Origin of the sequence: Paenarthrobacter sp. YJN-D (assembly GCF_015040335.1) — a bacterium.
GTDB classification, from domain to species: domain Bacteria; phylum Actinomycetota; class Actinomycetes; order Actinomycetales; family Micrococcaceae; genus Arthrobacter; species Arthrobacter nicotinovorans.
In genome coordinates this window covers 2486328-2505042 of sequence record NZ_CP053549.1, presented here as the reverse complement: position 1 = coordinate 2505042, position 18715 = coordinate 2486328, and the positions used below count along the sequence as shown (strand labels likewise).

General features: G+C 64.2%; 18 protein-coding genes. 3 read left to right on the top strand and 15 right to left on the bottom strand.

Annotation, left to right across the window (positions count from 1 at the left end; all coding sequences use genetic code 11):
• Positions 1-17: 17 nt before the first annotated feature.
• Genes HMI60_RS11645 through HMI60_RS11635 form a run of 3 tightly spaced genes read right to left on the bottom strand, consistent with a single transcriptional unit; the run spans position 18 to position 3584 of the window.
• Positions 18-1607: a molybdopterin-dependent oxidoreductase gene (locus tag HMI60_RS11645; protein WP_193589696.1), complete on the bottom strand. Its 1590-nt coding sequence runs from the start codon at positions 1605-1607 to the stop codon at positions 18-20.
• The gene (locus tag HMI60_RS11640; RefSeq protein WP_039240595.1) at positions 1604-2848 is read right to left on the bottom strand and encodes a sensor histidine kinase KdpD; all 1245 of its coding nucleotides are present in this window, start codon (positions 2846-2848) and stop codon (positions 1604-1606) included. The genes HMI60_RS11645 and HMI60_RS11640 overlap by 4 nt, the downstream gene beginning before the upstream one ends.
• A complete protein-coding gene (locus tag HMI60_RS11635) occupies positions 2838-3584 on the bottom strand; it encodes a response regulator transcription factor (protein ID WP_193589695.1) in 747 nt (248 codons plus the stop codon). The genes HMI60_RS11640 and HMI60_RS11635 overlap by 11 nt, the downstream gene beginning before the upstream one ends.
• Positions 3585-3717: 133 nt before the next feature.
• Here HMI60_RS11635 and moaA point away from each other — a divergent pair, with 133 nt between their 5' ends.
• Both moaA and HMI60_RS11625 read left to right on the top strand, forming a co-directional pair.
• A complete protein-coding gene (gene moaA / locus HMI60_RS11630) occupies positions 3718-4857 on the top strand; it encodes a GTP 3',8-cyclase MoaA (protein ID WP_370584000.1) in 1140 nt (379 codons plus the stop codon).
• A 4-nt stretch (positions 4858-4861) separates the two neighbouring features.
• The gene (locus tag HMI60_RS11625; protein ID WP_018779054.1) at positions 4862-5128 is read left to right on the top strand and encodes a MoaD/ThiS family protein; all 267 of its coding nucleotides are present in this window, start codon (positions 4862-4864) and stop codon (positions 5126-5128) included.
• Here the strand turns inward: HMI60_RS11625 and HMI60_RS11620 are convergent.
• From HMI60_RS11620 to truB, 8 genes are all read right to left on the bottom strand, one after another.
• Positions 5125-5601, bottom strand: coding sequence for a DUF1579 family protein (locus HMI60_RS11620; protein ID WP_039240591.1), 477 nt, complete (start codon positions 5599-5601; stop codon positions 5125-5127). The two genes, HMI60_RS11625 and HMI60_RS11620, sit on opposite strands and share 4 nt — an antisense overlap.
• 101 nt (positions 5602-5702) lie before the next feature.
• Entirely contained in the window at positions 5703-7046 is a 1344-nt protein-coding gene (locus HMI60_RS11615) for a pitrilysin family protein (protein ID WP_018779052.1), read from the bottom strand.
• A gap of 81 nt (positions 7047-7127) precedes the next feature.
• Complete coding sequence (locus tag HMI60_RS11610; protein ID WP_018779051.1) at positions 7128-9380, bottom strand: polyribonucleotide nucleotidyltransferase; 2253 nt, start codon at positions 9378-9380, stop codon at positions 7128-7130.
• A 241-nt stretch (positions 9381-9621) separates the two neighbouring features.
• Positions 9622-9891: a 30S ribosomal protein S15 gene (rpsO, locus tag HMI60_RS11605; protein WP_039240590.1), complete on the bottom strand. Its 270-nt coding sequence runs from the start codon at positions 9889-9891 to the stop codon at positions 9622-9624.
• Between the two features lie 159 nt (positions 9892-10050).
• Positions 10051-11034: a bifunctional riboflavin kinase/FAD synthetase gene (locus tag HMI60_RS11600; RefSeq protein WP_018779049.1), complete on the bottom strand. Its 984-nt coding sequence runs from the start codon at positions 11032-11034 to the stop codon at positions 10051-10053.
• 88 nt (positions 11035-11122) lie between these two features.
• Entirely contained in the window at positions 11123-11557 is a 435-nt protein-coding gene (locus tag HMI60_RS11595; RefSeq protein WP_018779048.1) for a hypothetical protein, read from the bottom strand.
• Between the two features lie 20 nt (positions 11558-11577).
• Positions 11578-11931, bottom strand: a complete 354-nt coding sequence (locus HMI60_RS11590; RefSeq protein WP_018779047.1) for a hypothetical protein — start codon at positions 11929-11931, stop codon at positions 11578-11580.
• A 2-nt stretch (positions 11932-11933) separates the two neighbouring features.
• Positions 11934-12875 carry a tRNA pseudouridine(55) synthase TruB gene (gene truB, locus HMI60_RS11585; protein ID WP_020608543.1) on the bottom strand — a complete coding sequence of 314 codons (942 nt, stop codon included), beginning with the start codon at positions 12873-12875 and terminating at the stop codon, positions 11934-11936.
• A 34-nt stretch (positions 12876-12909) separates the two neighbouring features.
• Here truB and HMI60_RS11580 point away from each other — a divergent pair, with 34 nt between their 5' ends.
• Positions 12910-14064, top strand: coding sequence for a pyridoxal phosphate-dependent aminotransferase (locus tag HMI60_RS11580; RefSeq protein WP_193589694.1), 1155 nt, complete (start codon positions 12910-12912; stop codon positions 14062-14064).
• A gap of 12 nt (positions 14065-14076) precedes the next feature.
• On the opposite strand, the gene HMI60_RS11575 is transcribed toward HMI60_RS11580, so the two are convergent.
• The 4 genes from HMI60_RS11575 to HMI60_RS11560 all read right to left on the bottom strand — a co-directional run bounded on the left by HMI60_RS11575 (position 14077) and on the right by HMI60_RS11560 (position 18574).
• Positions 14077-14559, bottom strand: a complete 483-nt coding sequence (locus HMI60_RS11575; RefSeq protein WP_193589693.1) for a nucleoside deaminase — start codon at positions 14557-14559, stop codon at positions 14077-14079.
• An 83-nt stretch (positions 14560-14642) separates the two neighbouring features.
• The gene (gene rbfA, locus HMI60_RS11570; RefSeq protein ID WP_193589692.1) at positions 14643-15146 is read right to left on the bottom strand and encodes a 30S ribosome-binding factor RbfA; all 504 of its coding nucleotides are present in this window, start codon (positions 15144-15146) and stop codon (positions 14643-14645) included.
• 78 nt (positions 15147-15224) lie between these two features.
• Positions 15225-18080, bottom strand: a complete 2856-nt coding sequence (infB, locus tag HMI60_RS11565) for a translation initiation factor IF-2 (protein WP_018779042.1) — start codon at positions 18078-18080, stop codon at positions 15225-15227.
• Positions 18081-18232: 152 nt separating this feature from the next.
• Positions 18233-18574 (bottom strand): YlxR family protein, encoded by a 342-nt coding sequence (locus HMI60_RS11560; RefSeq protein WP_039240583.1) that lies wholly within the window; start codon positions 18572-18574, stop codon positions 18233-18235.
• Between the last annotated feature and the right edge of the window lie 141 nt (positions 18575-18715).

The following is an 18715-nucleotide window of genomic DNA, read 5'->3' as shown; positions in this document are numbered from 1 at the left end:
GTTCCCAGCGTAGATCCTCAGGCCACTTTCACGGTGATGGTGTGATAACCCGTGGCGCCGTCGGGGGCCACTGGGGCTTTGTCTTCGGTTTGCGGTTGGCCGCTTGTGTCAGTGGCCCGGACCTGGACTTCGTAGTCGCCAGGTTGGAGGTCAATGCCGATCTGCCACTGGTACCAGGTGTCGGTGGAGATGGCGCCGGCGAGTTGTGCGCTCTGCCAGGCGCCGCGGTTGACCCGCAGTTCGACGCGTTCAATGCCACGATGTTGGGCCCAGGCAACGCCGCCGAATTGGACCTTTCCAGGCTGGACCGTCCGTCCGCTGCGTGGGACGTCAATGCGCGATTGCGTTTTGATGGGTCCGTGGTCGCTCCACCCCCGGGGTGTCCAGTACGCGGTATCGTCCGCGAAACGGGTGACTTTGAGTTCGGTCAACCATTTTGTGGCTGAGACGAACCCGTAAAGTCCAGGCACAATCATCCGGACCGGGAACCCGTGTTCCAAAGGCAACGGTTCCCCGTTCATTCCCACGGCCAGCAAGGCGTCACGGTCGTCGGTGAGCGCCTCCAGAGGCGTGCTGGCGGTCCAGCCGTCGTTGCTGGTGGACAGCACCATGTCCGCCCCGGCTTTCGGGCCGGCCATGGCCAGCAGTTCGCGCACCGGCCACCCCAGCCACAGCGCGTTGCCGATGAGGTCGCCACCAACGTTGTTGGAAACGCAGGCGATGGTGATGTGGCGTTCAGTCATGGGTTTGGCCAAGAGGTCGGCAAAGTCCAGTTCGATGTCGCGTTCGACCATTCCGGTGACTTTCAGCTTCCACGACGGAGGATCGATGGCCGGGACAGTCAGGGCCGTGTCGATCCTGTAGAAGTCCGCGTTCGGCGTCACCAGCGGGCTGATGCCCGGCACGCTCAAGGACGCGCCAGCGGGAATGGTTTGCGGCGGCGTTGCGGGCGCCGGCAGTGCCAGTGAGCTTCTGAACCCGGCAGCCACAGCGGTGGCCCGGGTGAGGATGGCGGTGACGGTCCCTCCGACCGCCGCTGCCAGGGCAGTTCCGGACAGGGCGTTGAGGAAGCTCCTCCTGGCAAGGGGCGCCCGCCCGGCACCGTCCCCGTCCGCGGCGCTCCCGCGCGGAATCCAGGCATCCAGCCTCCGAACGAGCATCCGCAGGAGCAGCATGGTGACAACTGCGGCCACGATCGGTGCCAGCGCTGCCTGCGGGCCGGCTTGGGCACGGGTGACGACAGCGGTAAGTCCCGCCACGCCCGCCAGGCCGGCAAGTGCCAGGCCCAGTCCGGGCCGCCGGCGTTCCAGGATGCCGGCGAGCGCGGCCAGGAATCCTGCGACCACCACGATGGAGGCAACCAGGACGACTTTGTCGGCCGTTCCGAAAAGTTGCACGGCCAGATCCTTCACCCCGGGCGGGACGGCGTCTATCACTGCGCCGCCGAGGGCCGTCACCGGAGAAACCAGCGGGCTGAGGAATCCTGCCGTCAGCTCTCCCGCGGCAATCCCGGCGGCTCCGGCAGCGAGTCCGGCGGCAGGTGCCCACAACCGGGCTCCGCCGGCGGGACGTCCGGTTTTCGTTTGCTTGACTGCCGGCGCGCTCATGATGTGCCTCCAGGGCCCTCGTTTGTTTCAGTGGTTTCCAGCGGCCCGGGCTTTGGCGAAGCCGGAGCGGGCGATGGCTCCGGAAGCGAACCGGCCGGAAGTTTCAGGGCGAAGCGGCAGCCGCCGTCGACGTTGCGGACCGTCACTGATCCCCCGTGCGCCTTGACGATGCCCGCCACCATGCTGAGCCCGATGCCGGCACCGCTGTAACTTCCCTGCAGGGACCCCTGGGTGCCCCGGGCGGGGTCTTTCTGCCAGCCCGTTTCGAACAGGTGCGGAAGGTCCTCCTCCGGGATGCCACCGCAGTGGTCCTGGACGGCAATGACAGCGTTTCCGTTGTCCCGCCCGACACTGACATGGACGTCGGTCTCCGGCCGGCTGTAAATGATCGCATTGAGGAGGATGTTCCTCACGGCCCTGGCCAGGCTGGGTCCGTCCGCCACGGCCATGCACTCACGGTCACCACCGCCGTCGAGCCTGATGCCCCGTTTCGCTGCCAACGGAGCCAGGTCCGAGAGGGCATCGCTGACGAGGTCGTACAGGTCCAGCGCTTCAGCGCGCAGATGCAACGTCCCGGCCTGGATCTTGGAAAGCTCCAGGAGGTCGTTGACCATGGCAGTCATCTGCTCGGTCTGCCCGATGATCTTCCGGTAATAGCCCTGCACATCCGAGGCCATGCCGTCTTCGAGGGCTTCCGTCATGGCACGCATGCTGGCAAGGGGCGTTCGAAGATCATGGGAAATCCAGGACACCAGTTCGCGCCGTGCCGTCTCGATGGCGGCTTCCCGTTCCCGGGATTCGGCGAGGCTCCGGCTGCTGGCTTCCAGTTCCTGTTCAAGCGCAGCGAGCTCCGATGTCATGGCAGGGGCCGCCCTCCTGCCCTCAGGCCCGGAGGTCTCCAGCGTTTCGCCACGGCCTATCCTGCGGGCGGCCTCCACCAGCCGGGCAGCATTCCTGGACACCCCCGCGCCGAGCACCAAAGACAGCGCTATAGCCACGGCCGATGCCATCGCCAGGATGTACCACATCACTTCGAGGTCCCTGGCGGAGATGAACATTGCGTTGAAGGCGCTGACCATCCCGGCCACCAGCACAGCCACGGTGGCTACCACCACCAAGCAGATCCGGACCAGTACCGAGGCCCGCCGAAGCAACCTCAACAGGAGCAGCGTTGCCGAGCCGATCAGGACTGCCCAGAAGAGCACCCACGCAAGGATGGTCCAGAGCTCGCTACCCTCCATGGACGGCTTCCGCCTTTCCCTCCGTGGGAACGTCAAAGCGGTAGCCGATGCCCCACACGGTCTTGAGGAGTTCCGGCTTGGTGGGATTTGCTTCGATCTTCTCGCGCAGCCGCCGGACGTGGACCGTCACCGTGGAAAGGTCTCCGAAGTCCCATCCCCACACGGCTTTGATGAGTTCTTCACGGCTGAACACCTGGTTGGGCCTGCGCATCAGGAAGGCCAGGAGGTCGAATTCACGGGCCGTCAAAGCCAGCGGTGAACCAAGCATGGTGACAGTCCGGGACGCAGGGTCAAGCTCCAGGCCTGCCGATTGGACCGCTGGTTCCGGCGTATGGTCCTTGATGCTGCGCCGCAGTAACGACTTGACGCGCAGTACCAGTTCCCGGGGAGAAAACGGCTTGGTGACGTAATCGTCAGCTCCCATCTCCAATCCCAGGATCCGGTCGTCTTCGGTTCCCAAGGCCGTGACCATGATGACCGGCACGCTCATGGTTTGGCGTAACCGCCGGCATACTTCAACCCCGTCCAGTCCCGGCAGCATACGGTCCAGGATGACCAGGTCCGGTGTGCGGGCCGTGGCCACTTCCAAGGCCGTGAAGCCATCGCCCGCAGTGTCCACTTGGAAGCCCGCCCTCACCAGGTAGTCGCGGACGACAGCGGCAATGGTCTCTTCGTCTTCGACCAGGAGGATGCGCCGGTTTCCGAGCTCCGCTGACGATGCCGTATTTGTGGTCACGCTCTCAGCATAAGTTTGCTGCGGGTGCCCGGCACCCGATTCCGCCCTTCCCGGGCGAACCGTACGGATTCCGTAAGAACTGAAGGCTGTAACGGGTATCACTGATCAGGGTGCGGTGGCGTAGCCTGAATTTATGAGTGTTCAGTTGGGCATGCCGATGCCCCCTTCCAGCAGTGCCGCAGGCAGCACGGAAAGCGGTGGGCAAACACCGCCGCCCCGCCCTGCCGGAACGCCTGCCGGTTTGTGGGATCAGTACGGTCGTCGGGCCACTGACATGCGTCTTTCCCTGACCGACAAATGCAATCTGCGGTGCACGTACTGCATGCCTGCCGAGGGCCTCGACTGGCTTTCCAAGCAAGCTGTCATGACCCGGGATGAGATCGTCAGGATAGTCCGCATCGGCGTCACCGCCCTGGGCGTGCGGGAACTTCGCCTCACCGGCGGCGAACCCCTGGTCCGCGCCGACCTCACAGACATTATTTCCGGCATCCGCAGCGAACATCCGGATCTTCCCATTTCCATGACCACCAACGGTGTGGGGTTGGACAAGAAAGCTGCTGCCCTGAAGGCTGCCGGCCTGAACCGGATCAACGTCTCCCTCGATTCCCTGCATGAGGAGACATTCACCAAACTCACCCGTCGTCCGTTCCTGGACAGGGTCCTGGCCGGCGTGGACGCTGCGTGGGCGGCCGGCCTGGGTCCGGTCAAGCTCAACGCCGTGCTCATGCGTGGCATCAACGACGCCGAGTCCCCGGACCTCCTTGCCTGGGCATTGGGCCGCGGCTACGAACTCCGCTTCATCGAGCAGATGCCACTCGACGCCGACCACGGCTGGACCCGACGCAACATGATCACGGCCGCGGAGATCCGGGAGCTCCTGTCCCGGGACTTCGTGCTGTCCAGCGATCCCCGTGAAAGGGACGGCGCACCAGCAGAGCGGTTTGAAGTACGACGCCGGGACACGGCTTCGGGGGATGCCTCCGGTCCCGTGCTGGGCACCGTTGGCATCATCGCCTCCGTCACCGAGCCGTTCTGCTCGGACTGCCGCCGCACGCGCATCACCGCAGAGGGCAAGATCATGAGCTGCCTGTTCTCCCGTGAAGAGTTCGACCTCCTGGGGCTGCTTCGCAGCGGGGCTACGGATACCGAGCTCGCCGGCCGTTGGCAGGACGCCATGTGGATCAAGCCCAAGGCCCATGGCATGGACCACACCGGTCTCGGCGCAGCGGACTTCGTCCAGCCGGACCGCAGCATGAGCGCAATCGGAGGCTGAAAACTTGTTGGTCCGTTACTTCGCTGCCGCGCGTGCGGCAGCCGGCGTCGAAGAAGAACTCCACGCCCTCCCGGAAGGCACGAGTCTGGAGGGGCTCCTGGAAGCCGCCCTCGCCGTCGAACGTCCGGCGCCTCCGGAAGGTACGCCGACGCTGGCGAGGATAGTGGCACGCAGCAGTTTCCTCCGCAACGAAGTGGCCGTCCGTGACCACTCCGTGCCGCTGGGCACGGAAGACGTCATTGACGTGCTTCCGCCTTTCGCCGGAGGCTAAGCTCCCGGTTCAGGGCTCTTCCGGAACACGCTCTTCAACAGTGGGCTGAAACCGCTGTGTCCTTCCAGCCGCAAGTCAGCGGTGTGCACCAGGACGCCGTCTTCAACGCGGAAGGTGTGCCTGGCCACGCCGTCGGCCGTGCGCCTGTCCAGGGTCAGGACTCCCCCGCTCCAGGTTCCCCTCACGGGAGCGGCCGGGCCCTTGCCCATGCTGTCCACGTAGTACCACAGGGTGTCTCCGTGGTCGCGGTCGACCGTGAACATGCCATGCCCTTCGAAATGGGTGCCGTCGGGCTCACGGTGCCTGTAGCTCTGGACCACTGCGTGGCCGCCGGCGGCCTTGGTGAACACCACTTCGGCCTCAGCCGTCCGTGCAGTCCCCCAGGGTGAAGAGGCAATCTCCGTAATGCCCCGCCAATGACCGATGAAATCCCGCAGAATATCCGCGGCATGAGCGGTTGCGGGCAGGTCCATCTCGTCTCCAAAGTCCACGGGGGCAGCATCACCTTGTGTGATCATGCTGCCCTGCCGATGCCGGCTGCGTCCAGAGACTTCGGACCCGGATAGGGTCCGCGTCAGAGACCGAAGGTTTCCGATTCCTCGAAGGGGCCAACCACGGTGATGGTGCGGGGAGCCCCGGCCAGTTCGCGGGCAAGGTCGCGGACCTCTTCCACGGTGACTGCCTGAATGCGGGCCAATGTCTCGTCGATGTCCTGGAATTCGCCGGACACCAGCTCTGCCCGGCCCAACCGGGACATCCTGGAGCCTGTATCCTCAAGCGCCAGAACAATCCCGCCGCTGAGCTGGCCCACAGCCTTCCGAAGTTCGTCCTCCGTGATGCCATCCTCAGCCAGCTTGTCCAGCTCCACACCCAGCAGTTCCACCACCTGGCGGACCTTGGAGGGCGTGCAACCGGCATACATCCCGAAGTACCCGGCGTCGGCGTAGGCGGCAGTGAACGAGTACGTCGAGTAGACCAAGCCGCGCTTTTCGCGGATCTCCTGGAACAATCGTGAGGACATGCCTCCGCCGAGGACGGCGTTGAGAACACTCATGACAAAGCGCCGGTCATCGGTGGCGACGATCGTGGGGCAGCCCATGATGATGTTTGCCTGTTCCACGGGGCGCTTGACCACGTGCAGCCCTGACGTCCCTGTGATGACTGCCCTGCCGGTCCCCCGCCGGTTCACCGGAGCAGAGTCGGAATCAAGCTTCCACCCGGCGGCGGTGAGGGCGTCGAGGACCAGCCCGCAGACGACGTCGTGGTCCAGTCCCCCTGCAGCGGTGATGACCAGTTCTTCGGGCCGGTAGTAGCGCTGGTAGTGTTCCCACACGGAATCGCGGGCCACGGCTTTGATGGCTTCGGGCGTTCCGCCGATGGGGCGCGCCAACGGGTGGTCACCCAGGACAGCGGCCACAAACTTCTCATGCGCCACATCCGTCGGGTCATCGCTGTCCATGGCGATTTCCTCGAGGATAACGTCGCGTTCCTGTTCCAGCTCCGCAGGGTCCAGGACCGCTCCGGTGATCATGTCCGCGATGACATCAATGGCCATGGGCAGATCGGTGTCCAGTACCCGGGCAAAGTAGCAGGTGCTTTCCTTTGCCGTTGCAGCATTGGACTCGCCGCCTACTTCATCAAACGCTGAGGCAATTTCCAAGGCAGTGCGGCGTTTGGTGCCCTTGAAAAGCAGGTGCTCAAGGAAGTGTGTTGATCCGTGCTGGCCTTCTGCCTCATCACGGGAACCGACTGCCACCCAGAATCCAATAGTGGCCGATCGCTGGCCCGGCATCGCCTCGGTCAGGACGCGGACGCCCCCAGGAAGAACAGAACGCCGGACAACGGAACCGCCCTCGGCACCATGGATCAATTCGCCGCCAGGAAGTGTTTGCTCCAACGGCAAGGGTACGACAGTCATTAAAGCCTTTCAGGTTAAGGCCGGAAGGGCCGGTGGCGCTTTTTCAAGCCCACCGGCCCCGCCGGGTGTACTGCTTACAGACTACTCTGCGGAAGCTTCTGCGGCCTCGGCCGGAGCTTCCTCTGCGCTTGCGCCTTCTTCATCGGCAACAACCGGCGAGAGGGAGAGCTTTCCGCGGTCGTCGATCTTGGTGATCTCGACCTGGACCTTCTGGCCCACGGAAACGACGTCATCGACGTTGTCCACACGCTTGCCGTTGGCCAGCTTGCGGAGCTCGGAGATGTGCAGCAGGCCGTCCTTGCCCGGGGTAAGGGAAACGAAGGCGCCGAAGGTGGTGGTCTTGACGACCGTACCCAGGTAGCGCTCACCGATTTCCGGTACCTGCGGGTTGGCGATGGCGTTGATGGCCGAACGTGCTGCATCTGCAGACGGACCGTTCGTAGCGCCGATGTAGACCGTGCCGTCATCTTCGATGGAGATGTCCGCGCCCGTGTCTTCCTGGATCTGGTTGATCATCTTGCCCTTGGGGCCGATGACCTCGCCGATCTTGTCCACGGGGATCTTCACGGCAATGACGCGCGGTGCGAACTCGGAGAGCTCGTCCGGGGTGTCGATCGCGGCGTTGATGACCTCGAGGATGTGGAGGCGGGCTTCGCGGGCCTGCTTCAGTGCTGCTGCGAGCACGGAGGCGGGGATGCCGTCCAGCTTGGTGTCCAGCTGGATGGCCGTGACGAACTCGGACGTACCGGCGACCTTGAAGTCCATGTCGCCGAAGGCGTCTTCGGCTCCAAGGATGTCGGTCAGGGCTGCGTAGCGGGTCTGGCCGTCGACCTGGTCGGAAACCAGGCCCATGGCGATACCGGCGACGGCTGCCTTCAGCGGAACACCGGCGTTGAGCATGGAAAGCGTCGAAGCGCAGACCGAACCCATGGAGGTTGAACCGTTGGACCCGAGTGCTTCGGATACCTGGCGGATGGCGTACGGGAATTCTTCACGGCTGGGCAGAACCGGAACCAGGGCGCGCTCGGCGAGGGCACCGTGGCCGATTTCGCGGCGCTTGGGGGAACCAACGCGGCCGGTCTCGCCGGTGGAGTACGGCGGGAAGTTGTAGTTGTGCATGTAGCGCTTGCGCGTTACCGGCGACAACGAGTCGATCTGCTGTTCCATCTTGAGCATGTTCAGCGTGGTGACACCCATGATCTGGGTCTCGCCGCGTTCGAAGATGGCAGAGCCGTGAACGCGGGGCAGAACCTCGACCTCGGCGGTCAGCTGGCGGATGTCCGTCAGGCCACGGCCATCGATACGGACCTGGTCCTTGAGGATGCGCTGGCGCACGACGTGCTTGGTGACCGAGCGGAATGCTGCGGACAGTTCCTTCTCACGGCCTTCGAAGTCACCGGCAAGGGCGCCAAGGACTTCGTCCTTGAGCTCGTCGGAAGCGTTGTCGCGCTCCTGCTTGTCGGCGATCTGGAAGACGGCAGCCAGCTTGTCAGCGGCAGCGGCTTCAACAGCGGCGTAAACGTCGTCCTGGTAATCAAGGAAGACCGGGAACTCGACCGTGGGCTTGGCAGCGCGGGCTGCCAGGTCGGCCTGTGCTTCGCAGAGTGCCTTGATGAACGGCTTGGCAGCCTCGAGGCCCTCGGAAACGACCTCTTCGGTGGGAGCGGTTGCGCCCTGTTCCTTGATGAGGTTCCAGGAGTTGTCCGTGGCTTCGGCTTCAACCATCATGATGGCGACGTCGTCACCGGCAATACGGCCGGCGACAACCATGTTGAAGACAGCGTTTTCGAGCTGGGAGTGCTTCGGGAAAGCAACCCACTGCGAACCCTGCTCGTCGGCGATGAGGGCAACACGGACGCCGCCGATCGGGCCGGAGAACGGGAGGCCGGAAAGCTGGGTGGACATCGAGGACGCGTTGATGGCGACGACGTCGTACAGCTCATCGGGGTTGATCGCCAGGACGGTGACGACGATCTGGACCTCGTTGCGCAGGCCCTTGACGAACGCCGGGCGAAGCGGGCGGTCCATCAGGCGGCAAGCAAGGATGGCTTCCGTGGAGGGGCGGCCTTCGCGGCGGAAGAACGAACCCGGGATGCGGCCGGCAGCGTACATACGCTCTTCGACATCCACGGTCAGCGGGAAGAAGTCGAAACCTTCACGCGGCTGCTTGCCTGCGGTGGTTGCGGAGAGAAGTGCGGTGTCTTCGTCGATGTAGACCATCGAGGCGCCGGCTGCTTGCTTGGCAAGGCGGCCTGTTTCAAAGCGAATGACGCGCTTGCCAAAACGGCCGTTGTCGATGATGGCTTCGGAGAACTGGATTTCGGGACCCTCCATAGAGAGTCACCTCCGTTTCTGTTAGCGGAAGTCCACCGCATCAACCCAGGCCTCTTCTTTTTTCCTGGCCTGTACGACACCCGGTCATCGATCGAGATCCACGGGCGCCATCATCACAGATGGCCCTCCCGGGAATCACTACCGAGGACCGCGAATGCGCGATGCGGTTGATTCCTGTTTTTAGTTGTTGGTGAAGAAGGCGGCCCGTCCTGCAGAGGCGCGGGCCGCCCCTAAAGGCAGACTAGCGGCGCAGGCCGAGACGCTCGATGAGCGAACGGTAGCGGGCAATGTCAGTGTTCTTCAGGTAGGAAAGCATGCGCTTACGACGACCAACCATGGCCAGCAGACCGCGCTGGGTGTGGAAGTCGTGCTTGTGCTCCTTCATGTGCTCAGTCAGATCCTTGATCCGCTGGGTCAGGACTGCAACCTGGACCTCGGGCGAACCGGTGTCGCCTTCAGAGGTTGCGTATTCCTTGATGATGGACTGCTTTACAGCGGCTTCAAGTGCCACGTGAACTCCTAGAGTTGTGCCGTGCTTCCCGATGCAGCGCCTCGCTGACGGGTTGCCTTGCATGCGTTGCCGCACACAAAAACAGGTCCAGCTGCCACGGACTGCGGCCGGATCCACTCATCAGTTTACCGGCAGGTCAGCAGTGTTGTCGAAACACCCTTAGCTGGGGGCGAGCAACTCGCGCGCCTGGGCAACGTCAAGGCACATCTGTTCCACCAGGGCTTCGGGTCCGCGGTAGGCAACCATCCCCCGCAAGCGCCGCGTGAATTCGACCGCCACGGTCTGGCCGTAAAGGTCGAAGTCCTCCACATTTTCCTCCGGGCGGTCGATGACGTGCGCTTCGACCTGACGGCTGACGCCATCAAAGGTGGGGTTGGAACCGACGGAAATGGCGGCAGGCCAACGCGTCCCCGACTGGTCGATCAGCCACCCCGCGTAGATGCCGTCGGCGGGGATGTAGCCGGTTGAATCGGGGGAAAGATTTGCTGTGGGGAATCCGAGATCGCGGCCGCGGGCAGCGCCGTGGACAACTTCCCCGCGCATCCGGTGGGGCCTGCCCAGCACGGCGGCGGCAGTGACCACATCGCCTTCGGACAAGGCCTCCCGCACCCAGGTGGAGGAACAGCGGCGGTCCGCGTCGCCGTCGTGATGCAGCGGAAAACCGCCTGCGCCGTATTCGTTGACCACCTGCACGCCGAAGCCCAGCTGTTCGCCCAATTCCTGCATGGTCACGACGTCACCGACGTTCCCGGCACCGAACCGCAGATCGTGGCCGACAACAACGTGCGCCGCATGGAGTCCGTCGATCAGGACATCACGAACAAATTCGATGGGTGACATCGCAGCAAGGTCCAGGGTGTACTTCATGACCAGGACGGCATCGACACCGGTATCGCCCAGCGCTTCCAGTTTGTCCTGGAGGCCCATGATCAGTTCAGGCGCTGCATCCGGCCGGTGTACCTGTGCAGGATGGGGATCGAAGGTCACGGCGACGGAGGGAATGCTGTACCGCTTTGCGGTGTCCGTCAGTTGCGAGAGGACATGCTGGTGGCCCCGATGTACCCCGTCAAAATTTCCGATGGTGACAACGGTAGGTCCGAAGTCCTTGGGGACCTCGGTGGGATCGTTCCAGATGTGGACCATCAACCTCGCCTTTTACTGCAGATGTTCGTTCCGCCCGACAACCTCCCGGCGCCGGAACATTCTAAGGTTACCCGCATGGGCCGGCGGCTCAGGACGGACGGCGCTTGTTGAGCCAAAGGAGCCCAAGGATCGGCAGCAGCAGGGGCACGAAGCCATATCCCCGGCCAAACAGTGACCATACGGTGTCATGCGGGAAAGCCACAGGATCGAAGAGGCTGATCGCCCCAACCACCAGCACGCCAACGAGTTCCGTGAGCACGGCCGCCAGTGACACCTTGAACCAGGTGCGGCCTGGCTTGGCCAGTGAAACCGTCGCCACGATATAGACGACGGCGGCGAACGCCGAAAGGATGTGCGCCAACGGAGCTTCTGCGAACTTGGTGGCGATCTGGTAGCCGGCGCGGGCTGTGGCAGACAGGGCGAACACCGCGTACACCGCGATCAGCAGTCGCCCCGGACCTGTGTTCCGGGTGTCTTTTTGCTTCGGCTGCTGGCCGGTGGAGTTGGTCTCGGTTCCAGTCACTTTGTGTTCTTCCTTCAAGGTCAGTACCAGATCTGGTTCATGCGGGCACCCATGACAAGTACCGTCACACCTACGGCTGCGAGGACGAAATTGCTCCAGCGGGTTCGTTCAAGGATTGCCCAGTAAACGGCGCCCAGCGGGATGATCAGCGCGGTGATGAGGTAACCCCAGAACTCCCACGGCTCCCCGGCAATCTGTTCACCCATGGCGACGCGGACGATCGAGCCCACCAGGTACACCAGCAGCACCACTTCGACGGCCAGCACGGAGTAGATCGTGGGATCGTTCGGGGCTTTCTTCATCAAGCCGGCCACCAGGCACATGATGGTGGAGACCAAACCGACGATCAGGAGTGCGTAAAAGTATCCGTCCATGCCTACTGCGCCTGCCCCGCTCCCGCGCCTGTTCCCGCGCCTGTTCCCGGGGCAAAGACCAGGACCGGCTTGGCGAAAGTTCCGGTATCGGCGAGCAAAGCGACCAACTCTCCCGACGGCGCGAACGCTGCGGCGGGCTTCTCGGCCGTGGCAGCATCCGGGGTGCCTGCACCCGGGCCGGCAGCAATGCGGCGGCCGAATGAGATCTCCGTGGTTTCGTCGTCGCTCAGTTCCCGGTTGGGCATGAGGGCACGTGCGGCCAGTGACATGTCGAGGACCTCGAGTTCTTCCGCCAGCTCCTCCAGCGTCCTGGCCTGCTCGATCGAGTACGGTCCCACCTGGGTACGACGCAGGGCCGTGAGGTGTCCGCCGACGCCCAGGGCGTTGCCGAGGTCGCGGGCCAAGGCCCTGATGTACGTGCCGGAAGAACATTCCACGGTGACGTCGACGTCGACTACCCTGCCGCCGTCGACCCTGGTGACCGCGTGGATGTCGAAGCGGTGGATGGTAACCGGGCGGGCAGCGAGTTTGACCTCTTCCCCCGAGCGGACCCGGGCGTAAGAGCGCTCACCGTTCACTTTGATGGCGCTGACGCTGCTGGGCACCTGCTGGATGGGGCCCGTCAGGGCCGCTACTCCGGCTGCAATGGCGTCGTCGGTGACGGCAGCAGCGCTGCGGGCCTCGGTGACGTCACCCTCGGCGTCATCGGTAATGGTGGTTTCACCGAGCCTGATGGTGGCTGTGTAGGTTTTGGACGTGCCCACGATGTAGGTCAGGAGCCGGGTGGCTTTGTTGATGCCAAGCACCAGTACCCCCGTGGCCATGGGATCTAGCGTCCCGGCATGCCCCACTTTCCGGGTGCCGGCCAGCCGCCGCATCCGGCCAACCACATCATGGCTGGTCCATCCCTGCGGTTTGTCAACGATTACCAGTCCAGAAAGCACGCTTACCAGTATATGGGTGGCTAGGATGGCTCCCATGCCTGAGCTTGCCGCGCACGTCCGCGACGTCCCCGTGAACCAGATCCGTGAAATCACAGAAGCCGCCTGGGCCACCCCCGGAGCGATCGTCCTCAGCATTGGCGAGCCGGGCTTTGCCCTGCCGCGCCACGTCCTGGATGCCGGCATTGCGTGCCTGGACAGGGATGAGACCAACTACACACCCAATGCCGGCTTCCCGGCCCTCCGTGAAGCCTTCGCTGCCCGGTTCGGAGCCCAGCAAGGCGTGAACATCGGCGCGGAACGGGTTTATGTTGTGGATGGCGCCCAGCAGGGACTGCATTTCGCCATGAGCCTCCTCCTCTCCCCCGGCGACGAAATCCTCATCCCCAACCCCGGGTACCCCACCTTTGCCATGACAAGCCGCCTCCTGCATGCCGTCCCGGTTCAGTACCCCCTGTATCCGCACAACGACTTCCAGCCGCACATCGAGGACATCGAGGCGCTGGTTACCCCGCGGACCAGGGTGCTGATGCTGAACTCGCCATCCAATCCGCTTGGCGCCGTCATCAGTGAGGAAACAACCCGCGAACTGGTGGCGTTGGCAGTCAAGCACGATCTCTGGATCATCTCTGATGAATGCTACGAAGCCTTCACCTTCGACGTCCCGCATGTCAGTCCGGCCCGCTTCGACAGCGCCGTTCCCGGGGAAGCCCGGGTCTTCACGTCCCTGACGCTTTCGAAGACGTACGGCTTGACCGGGCTCCGGATCGGGGCGCTGGTCTGCCCGCCGGGTCTGGAGCAGAAGATGAACAACGTCATGGAATCGATCGTGTCGTGCGTTGCGTCGCCGTCGCAGTACGCAGCCCTGGCTGCCTTGACGGGCCCGCAGGACTACGTTGCCACCGCCCGCGAGCACTACCGAAGCAACCGCGACGCGGCCTCGGCCGTGCTCGGGTCGAAGAACATTCCGTTCCTTGGCGCGCAAGGCGCCTTCTACTTATGGGCTGACGTTTCGCACGTCAGCGACGGGGATGTCCGAACCTGGGTGCGCAAATTCCTTGCGGACTCCGGCGTGTCGTTCGCCCCCGGGACGGCGTTTGGATCCATCGGCGAGGGATGGATACGGATTGCGCTCTGCGGCGGCCAGGAAGCACTGCTCGACGGCGTCAATCGCCTTCCAGCCCGGGCCTAGTACCGGCGCGTCCTAGTAAGAGGTGCGCCGCACGTGGTTCCGCCAGGCGTCGAAGGGTTGCTCGGACGCGAGGAGGACGGCTTGTTCGACGGGGAGAAGTTCGGGCCGTGAGCCGCTGAAATACTCATAGAACACAGCATCGTCAAAACCGGCACGCGCGGCTCCATGCCTGTCAGCGGCGAAGTAGACCTGCCCTATCCTGGCCCAGAGCGTAGCCGACAGGCAGAGCGGACACGGCTCGCAGCTGGCGTAGAGAACCGACCCTGAAAGATCGAACTTCCCGATAGCTGCTGCGGCCCGGCGGATCGCCACTACTTCCGCATGGGCCGTGGGATCGTGGTCCCTCGTGACACGGTTGACTCCTTCATGGGCCTCCCCGTCCGGGGTGACCACGACGGCGCCGAACGGTCCGCCGCCGTCGGCAACGTTCTGTACGGCCAGCTGTATGGCCCGGTTCAGGTATTCATCACGCTGGTGAGCACTGTGCGCCGACATGCTCTGATCCTAACGAGTTTGAGTACAGCTCATGCCCCTAAAACGCAGTCTTAGGGGCATGAGATGTACAAAAACTTGAGGTACTAGCGGTTGGCGTCTTCGTCGAGCTCGTTCTCGCCGGAGAGGTCGGTGTTCTCTTCGTCGAAGTCGTCCTCGTCGATATCCTCCGGGGCGTCGCCCTTGTACGGGTCTGCTTCGCCGGCGTGCTTGGCGCTGGCAGCCAATGCGGCTACCTCGGCGTCGCGTCGCTTGGCTTCACGCAGCAGTTCCTCGAGGTTCGAGGCGTTGACCGGGATCTGGTCCGCCACGAATTCGAGGGTCGGAGTGAGCCTCACTGTGATATTGCGGCCAACTTCCTGGCGCAGCACACCCTTTGCCTTCTCCAAAGCACGCGCGGCATCAGCGTGCGCGACTTCATCGCCAAAGACGGTGTAGTAGATGGTGGCGTGCTGAAGGTCGTTGGTGACGCGGGCGTCGGTGACCGTGATGGACTCGACGCGCGGATCCTTGACCCGGCGCCCGAGGGCCTCGGCGACGACCACCTTGATCCGCTGTGCCAGCTTGGCAGCGCGTGCGGGATCAGCCATGACTTCCTCCTGGAAAGTAGAAACGGGGAACGGAACGGGTCCGCCGGGGCTACCCGACGGACCCGTTCCATGCGGAACCTAGACGCGCGGCTTCTCGCGCATTTCGAAGGTCTCGATGATGTCGCCTTCGCTGATGTCATTGAAGGAACCAAGACCGATACCACACTCGAAGTCCGTACGGACTTCAGTGGCGTCATCCTTGAAGCGCTTGAGCGTCTCAACGGTGAGGTTGTCACCGATGATCTTGCCGTCGCGGGTGACACGGGCCTTCGAGTTACGGCGGATGATGCCCGAGCGGACGATCGAACCTGCGATGTTGCCGAACTTGGAAGAACGGAAGACTTCGCGGACCTCGGCAGTACCGAGCTGGACTTCTTCGTACTCCGGCTTGAGCATGCCCTTGAGAGCCATCTCAATGTCATCGATTGCTGCGTAGATGACGGAGTAGAAGCGCATGTCCACGCCTTCACGGTCAGCCAGTTCAGCCACACGCTCGGCGGGCTTGACGTTGAAGCCGATGATGATGGCGTTGTCCACTGTTGCCAGGTTGACGTCGTTCTGCGTGATGGCACCCACACCGCGGTGGATGACACGGAGCTGAACGTCGTCGTCTCCAACGTCGATCTTGAGCAAGGCGTCCTCGAGGGCTTCCACGGCACCGGATACGTCACCCTTGAGGATGAGGTTGAGGGTGTCGATCTTGCCTTCGGCAACGGCCTGGTCGAAGTCTTCCAGGCTGATGCGCTTGCGACGCTTGGCCAGGGCCGCGTTGCGGTCGGCAGCTTCACGCTTCTCAGCGATCTGGCGGGCCGTACGCTCGTCAGGGGTCACCAGGAAGGTGTCACCTGCACGCGGCACGTTGGACAGACCCAGGACCTGGACGGGGCGGGACGGCAGTGCGACATCGAGTGCCTCACCGTTCTCGTCGAACATGGCACGGACACGGCCGTGGGCCGTACCGGCAACGATCGTGTCGCCGACAGCCAAGGTGCCGGACTGGACCAGGACGGTAGCAACAGCACCGCGGCCCTTGTCCAGGTTCGCTTCGATGGCAATGCCTCGAGCGTCCTTGTCCGGGTTGGCACGCAGGTCCAGGGCGGCATCGGCCGTCAGCAGGACTGCGTCGATCAGTTCGTCGATGTTGAGGTTCTGGCGTGCGGAGACCTCAACGAACATGGTGTCGCCACCGTATTCTTCGGGAACCAGGCCGTACTCGGTCAGCTGGCCCTTGACCTTGTCAGGGTTGGCGCCTTCCTTGTCGATCTTGTTCACTGCGACGACGATCGGCACGTTTGCTGCCTGTGCGTGGTTGAGCGCTTCCACCGTCTGCGGCATAACGCCGTCGTCGGCTGCGACAACCAGGATCGCGATGTCGGTGACCTTGGCACCACGGGCACGCATGGCCGTGAAGGCCTCGTGACCGGGGGTGTCAATGAAGGTGATGTCGCGGGCAGTGCCCTCGTGGACGTGGCTGATCTGGTAGGCACCGATGTGCTGGGTGATGCCGCCATGCTCGCCGGCCACAACGTTGGAGTTGCGGATGGCGTCCAACAGACGGGTCTTACCGTGGTCAACGTGACCCATGACCGTGACAACCGGTGCGCGGGGCTCAAGGACGTCGTCGCCTTCGGCGTCGAGTTCGTCCTGGATGTTGATGTCGAACTGGTCCAGAAGCTCACGCTCTTCGTCTTCCGGCGAAACAACCTGGAGCTTGTAGCCAAGTTCGGCGCCAAGCAAGCCAAAGGTGTCCTCGTCGAGGGACTGCGTAGCCGTAGCCATCTCACCAAGGTGGAACAGCACGGTTACCAGCGATGCGGGGTTCGCGTCGATCTTCTCGGCGAAGTCCGTGATGGACGAACCACGACGCAGGCGGATGATGGTCTCGCCGTCACCGCGGGGTACTGATACGCCGCCCAGCGACGGAGCACTCATCTGCTCCAGTTCCTGGCGCTTTGCACGCTTCGACTTGCGCTGCTTGCCACGACCGGCGCCGCCCTTGCCGAAGGCACCCTGGGTGCCACCGCGACCGCGGCCACCCTTGCCGAAGCCACCGCCGGCGGGAGCTCCGCCGCCAGTGCCCGAACCTGGAGCGCCACCGGGACGACCCGGTCCGCCACCCGGACGACCAGCGCCACCGGGACGGCCTGCGCCACCCGGAGCCGGACGCTCAGTGCGGTTGGGCATCATGCCCGGAGTCGGACGGTTTCCGCCACCGGGGCCGCCGGCAGGACGCGGAGCGCCCGGACGGGGTGCGCCTGGACGCGGAGCACCCGGACGGGGGCCACCGGTACCTGCTGCGGGACGGGGACCGCCTGCACCGGCTGCGGGACGCGGGCCACCGGGGCGTTCGCCGTCATTGCGGCGTTCACCGCGGGGCATGCCCTGCGACGGTGCGAACGGGTTGTTGCCCGGACGCGGCGGACGATCGCCATCGCCACCACGGCCGCGGGGCATGCCCTGCGACGTGGCAAACGGGTTGTTGCCGGGACGGGGACCGCCCGGACGGGGAGCCTGGCCGCCTTGGCGTGCCGGAGCCGGAGTCTCTGCCTTGGGAGCAGGACGGGCACCGGGCTTGGCCGAAACCGGGGTGGATGCGGCGGGAGCAGCGGGGGCTGCCGGAGCCGCGGGAGCCGGAGCTGCCGGAGCGGGAGCTGCGGGTGCCGGGGCCGGAGCCTTCGGCGCTGCAGGGCCCGGAGCCGGGGCAGCCGGACGGGATGCTGCTGCTGGACGGGTTGCCGCCGGAGCGGCAGCGGGAGCGGCGGACTTTGCAGCGCCGGCACCCGGATAGGCGTCGCGAAGCTTCTTCACGACGGGGGCCTCAATGGTGGAAGAGGCGGAGCGAACGAATTCGCCCAATTCCTGCAGTTTGGTTACTGCATCTTTGGAAGTAATACCGAGCTCTTTGGCGAGCTCATGTACGCGGACCTTGGCCACATTTCTCCTGTCTCGGTCCGCACCGAGCCAGGCACGAACCGTCTACTTCTTACTGCGGGCCTTCGCCGCTTGCGCGATTGAAAGGCCCATTGCAGAGCGCAACAAAGTTGTCATCGTTACGCACTCATCGCTGGGAACTCATCGGGTTTCCATCAGTTTTCTGACCCGCTTTCAGGTTTGGACGGTTTTCCTGCGGCTGCCGGGGCCTCCACAAGTGGCGTACCCGGCATCAGGTAGCGTTCGACGGCGTCCGTTTCGGTAGCGCCCGCAAGGGCCCTTCCGAAAGCGCGACGCTTGATCGCCAATGCCAGGCACTTTTCGTTGGGGTGCAGCCACGCACCCCTGCCGGCCATCCGGCGTCGAACATCGACGAGGACAGCGGATGAACCGCTGCCTTGGGCGACCAGCCGGACAAGCTCGGACCGGGAGCCTTGCTTCCGGCATCCGATGCACGTGCGAACAGGCCCCTGGCCGTGTTCAAGCAGTTCAGCCACGACGTGTCCAACCTGCCTTACGTTACTGGCGCCGGCGGCCCCGGTCCTGCAGATGCAGCTGAGGCACGCCAAAGCGCGCGGATACCGGACGTAAGCCCGGTTCCATCTAGTCTAGCCCCCCGGCCCCTGACTCCTGAAACC

Coding starts and splice junctions, on each gene's coding strand:
- HMI60_RS11645 (WP_193589696.1), bottom strand. CDS start 1,607: ATGAGCGCGCCGGCAGTCAAGCAAACGAAAACCGGACGTCCCGCCGGC.
- HMI60_RS11640 (WP_039240595.1), bottom strand. CDS start 2,848: ATGGAGGGTAGCGAGCTCTGGACCATCCTTGCGTGGGTGCTCTTCTGG.
- moaA (WP_370584000.1), top strand. CDS start 3,718: ATGAGTGTTCAGTTGGGCATGCCGATGCCCCCTTCCAGCAGTGCCGCA.
- HMI60_RS11620 (WP_039240591.1), bottom strand. CDS start 5,601: ATGGACCTGCCCGCAACCGCTCATGCCGCGGATATTCTGCGGGATTTC.
- HMI60_RS11615 (WP_018779052.1), bottom strand. CDS start 7,046: ATGACTGTCGTACCCTTGCCGTTGGAGCAAACACTTCCTGGCGGCGAA.
- HMI60_RS11610 (WP_018779051.1), bottom strand. CDS start 9,380: ATGGAGGGTCCCGAAATCCAGTTCTCCGAAGCCATCATCGACAACGGC.
- HMI60_RS11600 (WP_018779049.1), bottom strand. CDS start 11,034: ATGGTCCACATCTGGAACGATCCCACCGAGGTCCCCAAGGACTTCGGA.
- HMI60_RS11590 (WP_018779047.1), bottom strand. CDS start 11,931: ATGGACGGATACTTTTACGCACTCCTGATCGTCGGTTTGGTCTCCACC.
- HMI60_RS11580 (WP_193589694.1), top strand. CDS start 12,910: ATGCCTGAGCTTGCCGCGCACGTCCGCGACGTCCCCGTGAACCAGATC.
- HMI60_RS11575 (WP_193589693.1), bottom strand. CDS start 14,559: ATGTCGGCGCACAGTGCTCACCAGCGTGATGAATACCTGAACCGGGCC.
- rbfA (WP_193589692.1), bottom strand. CDS start 15,146: ATGGCTGATCCCGCACGCGCTGCCAAGCTGGCACAGCGGATCAAGGTG.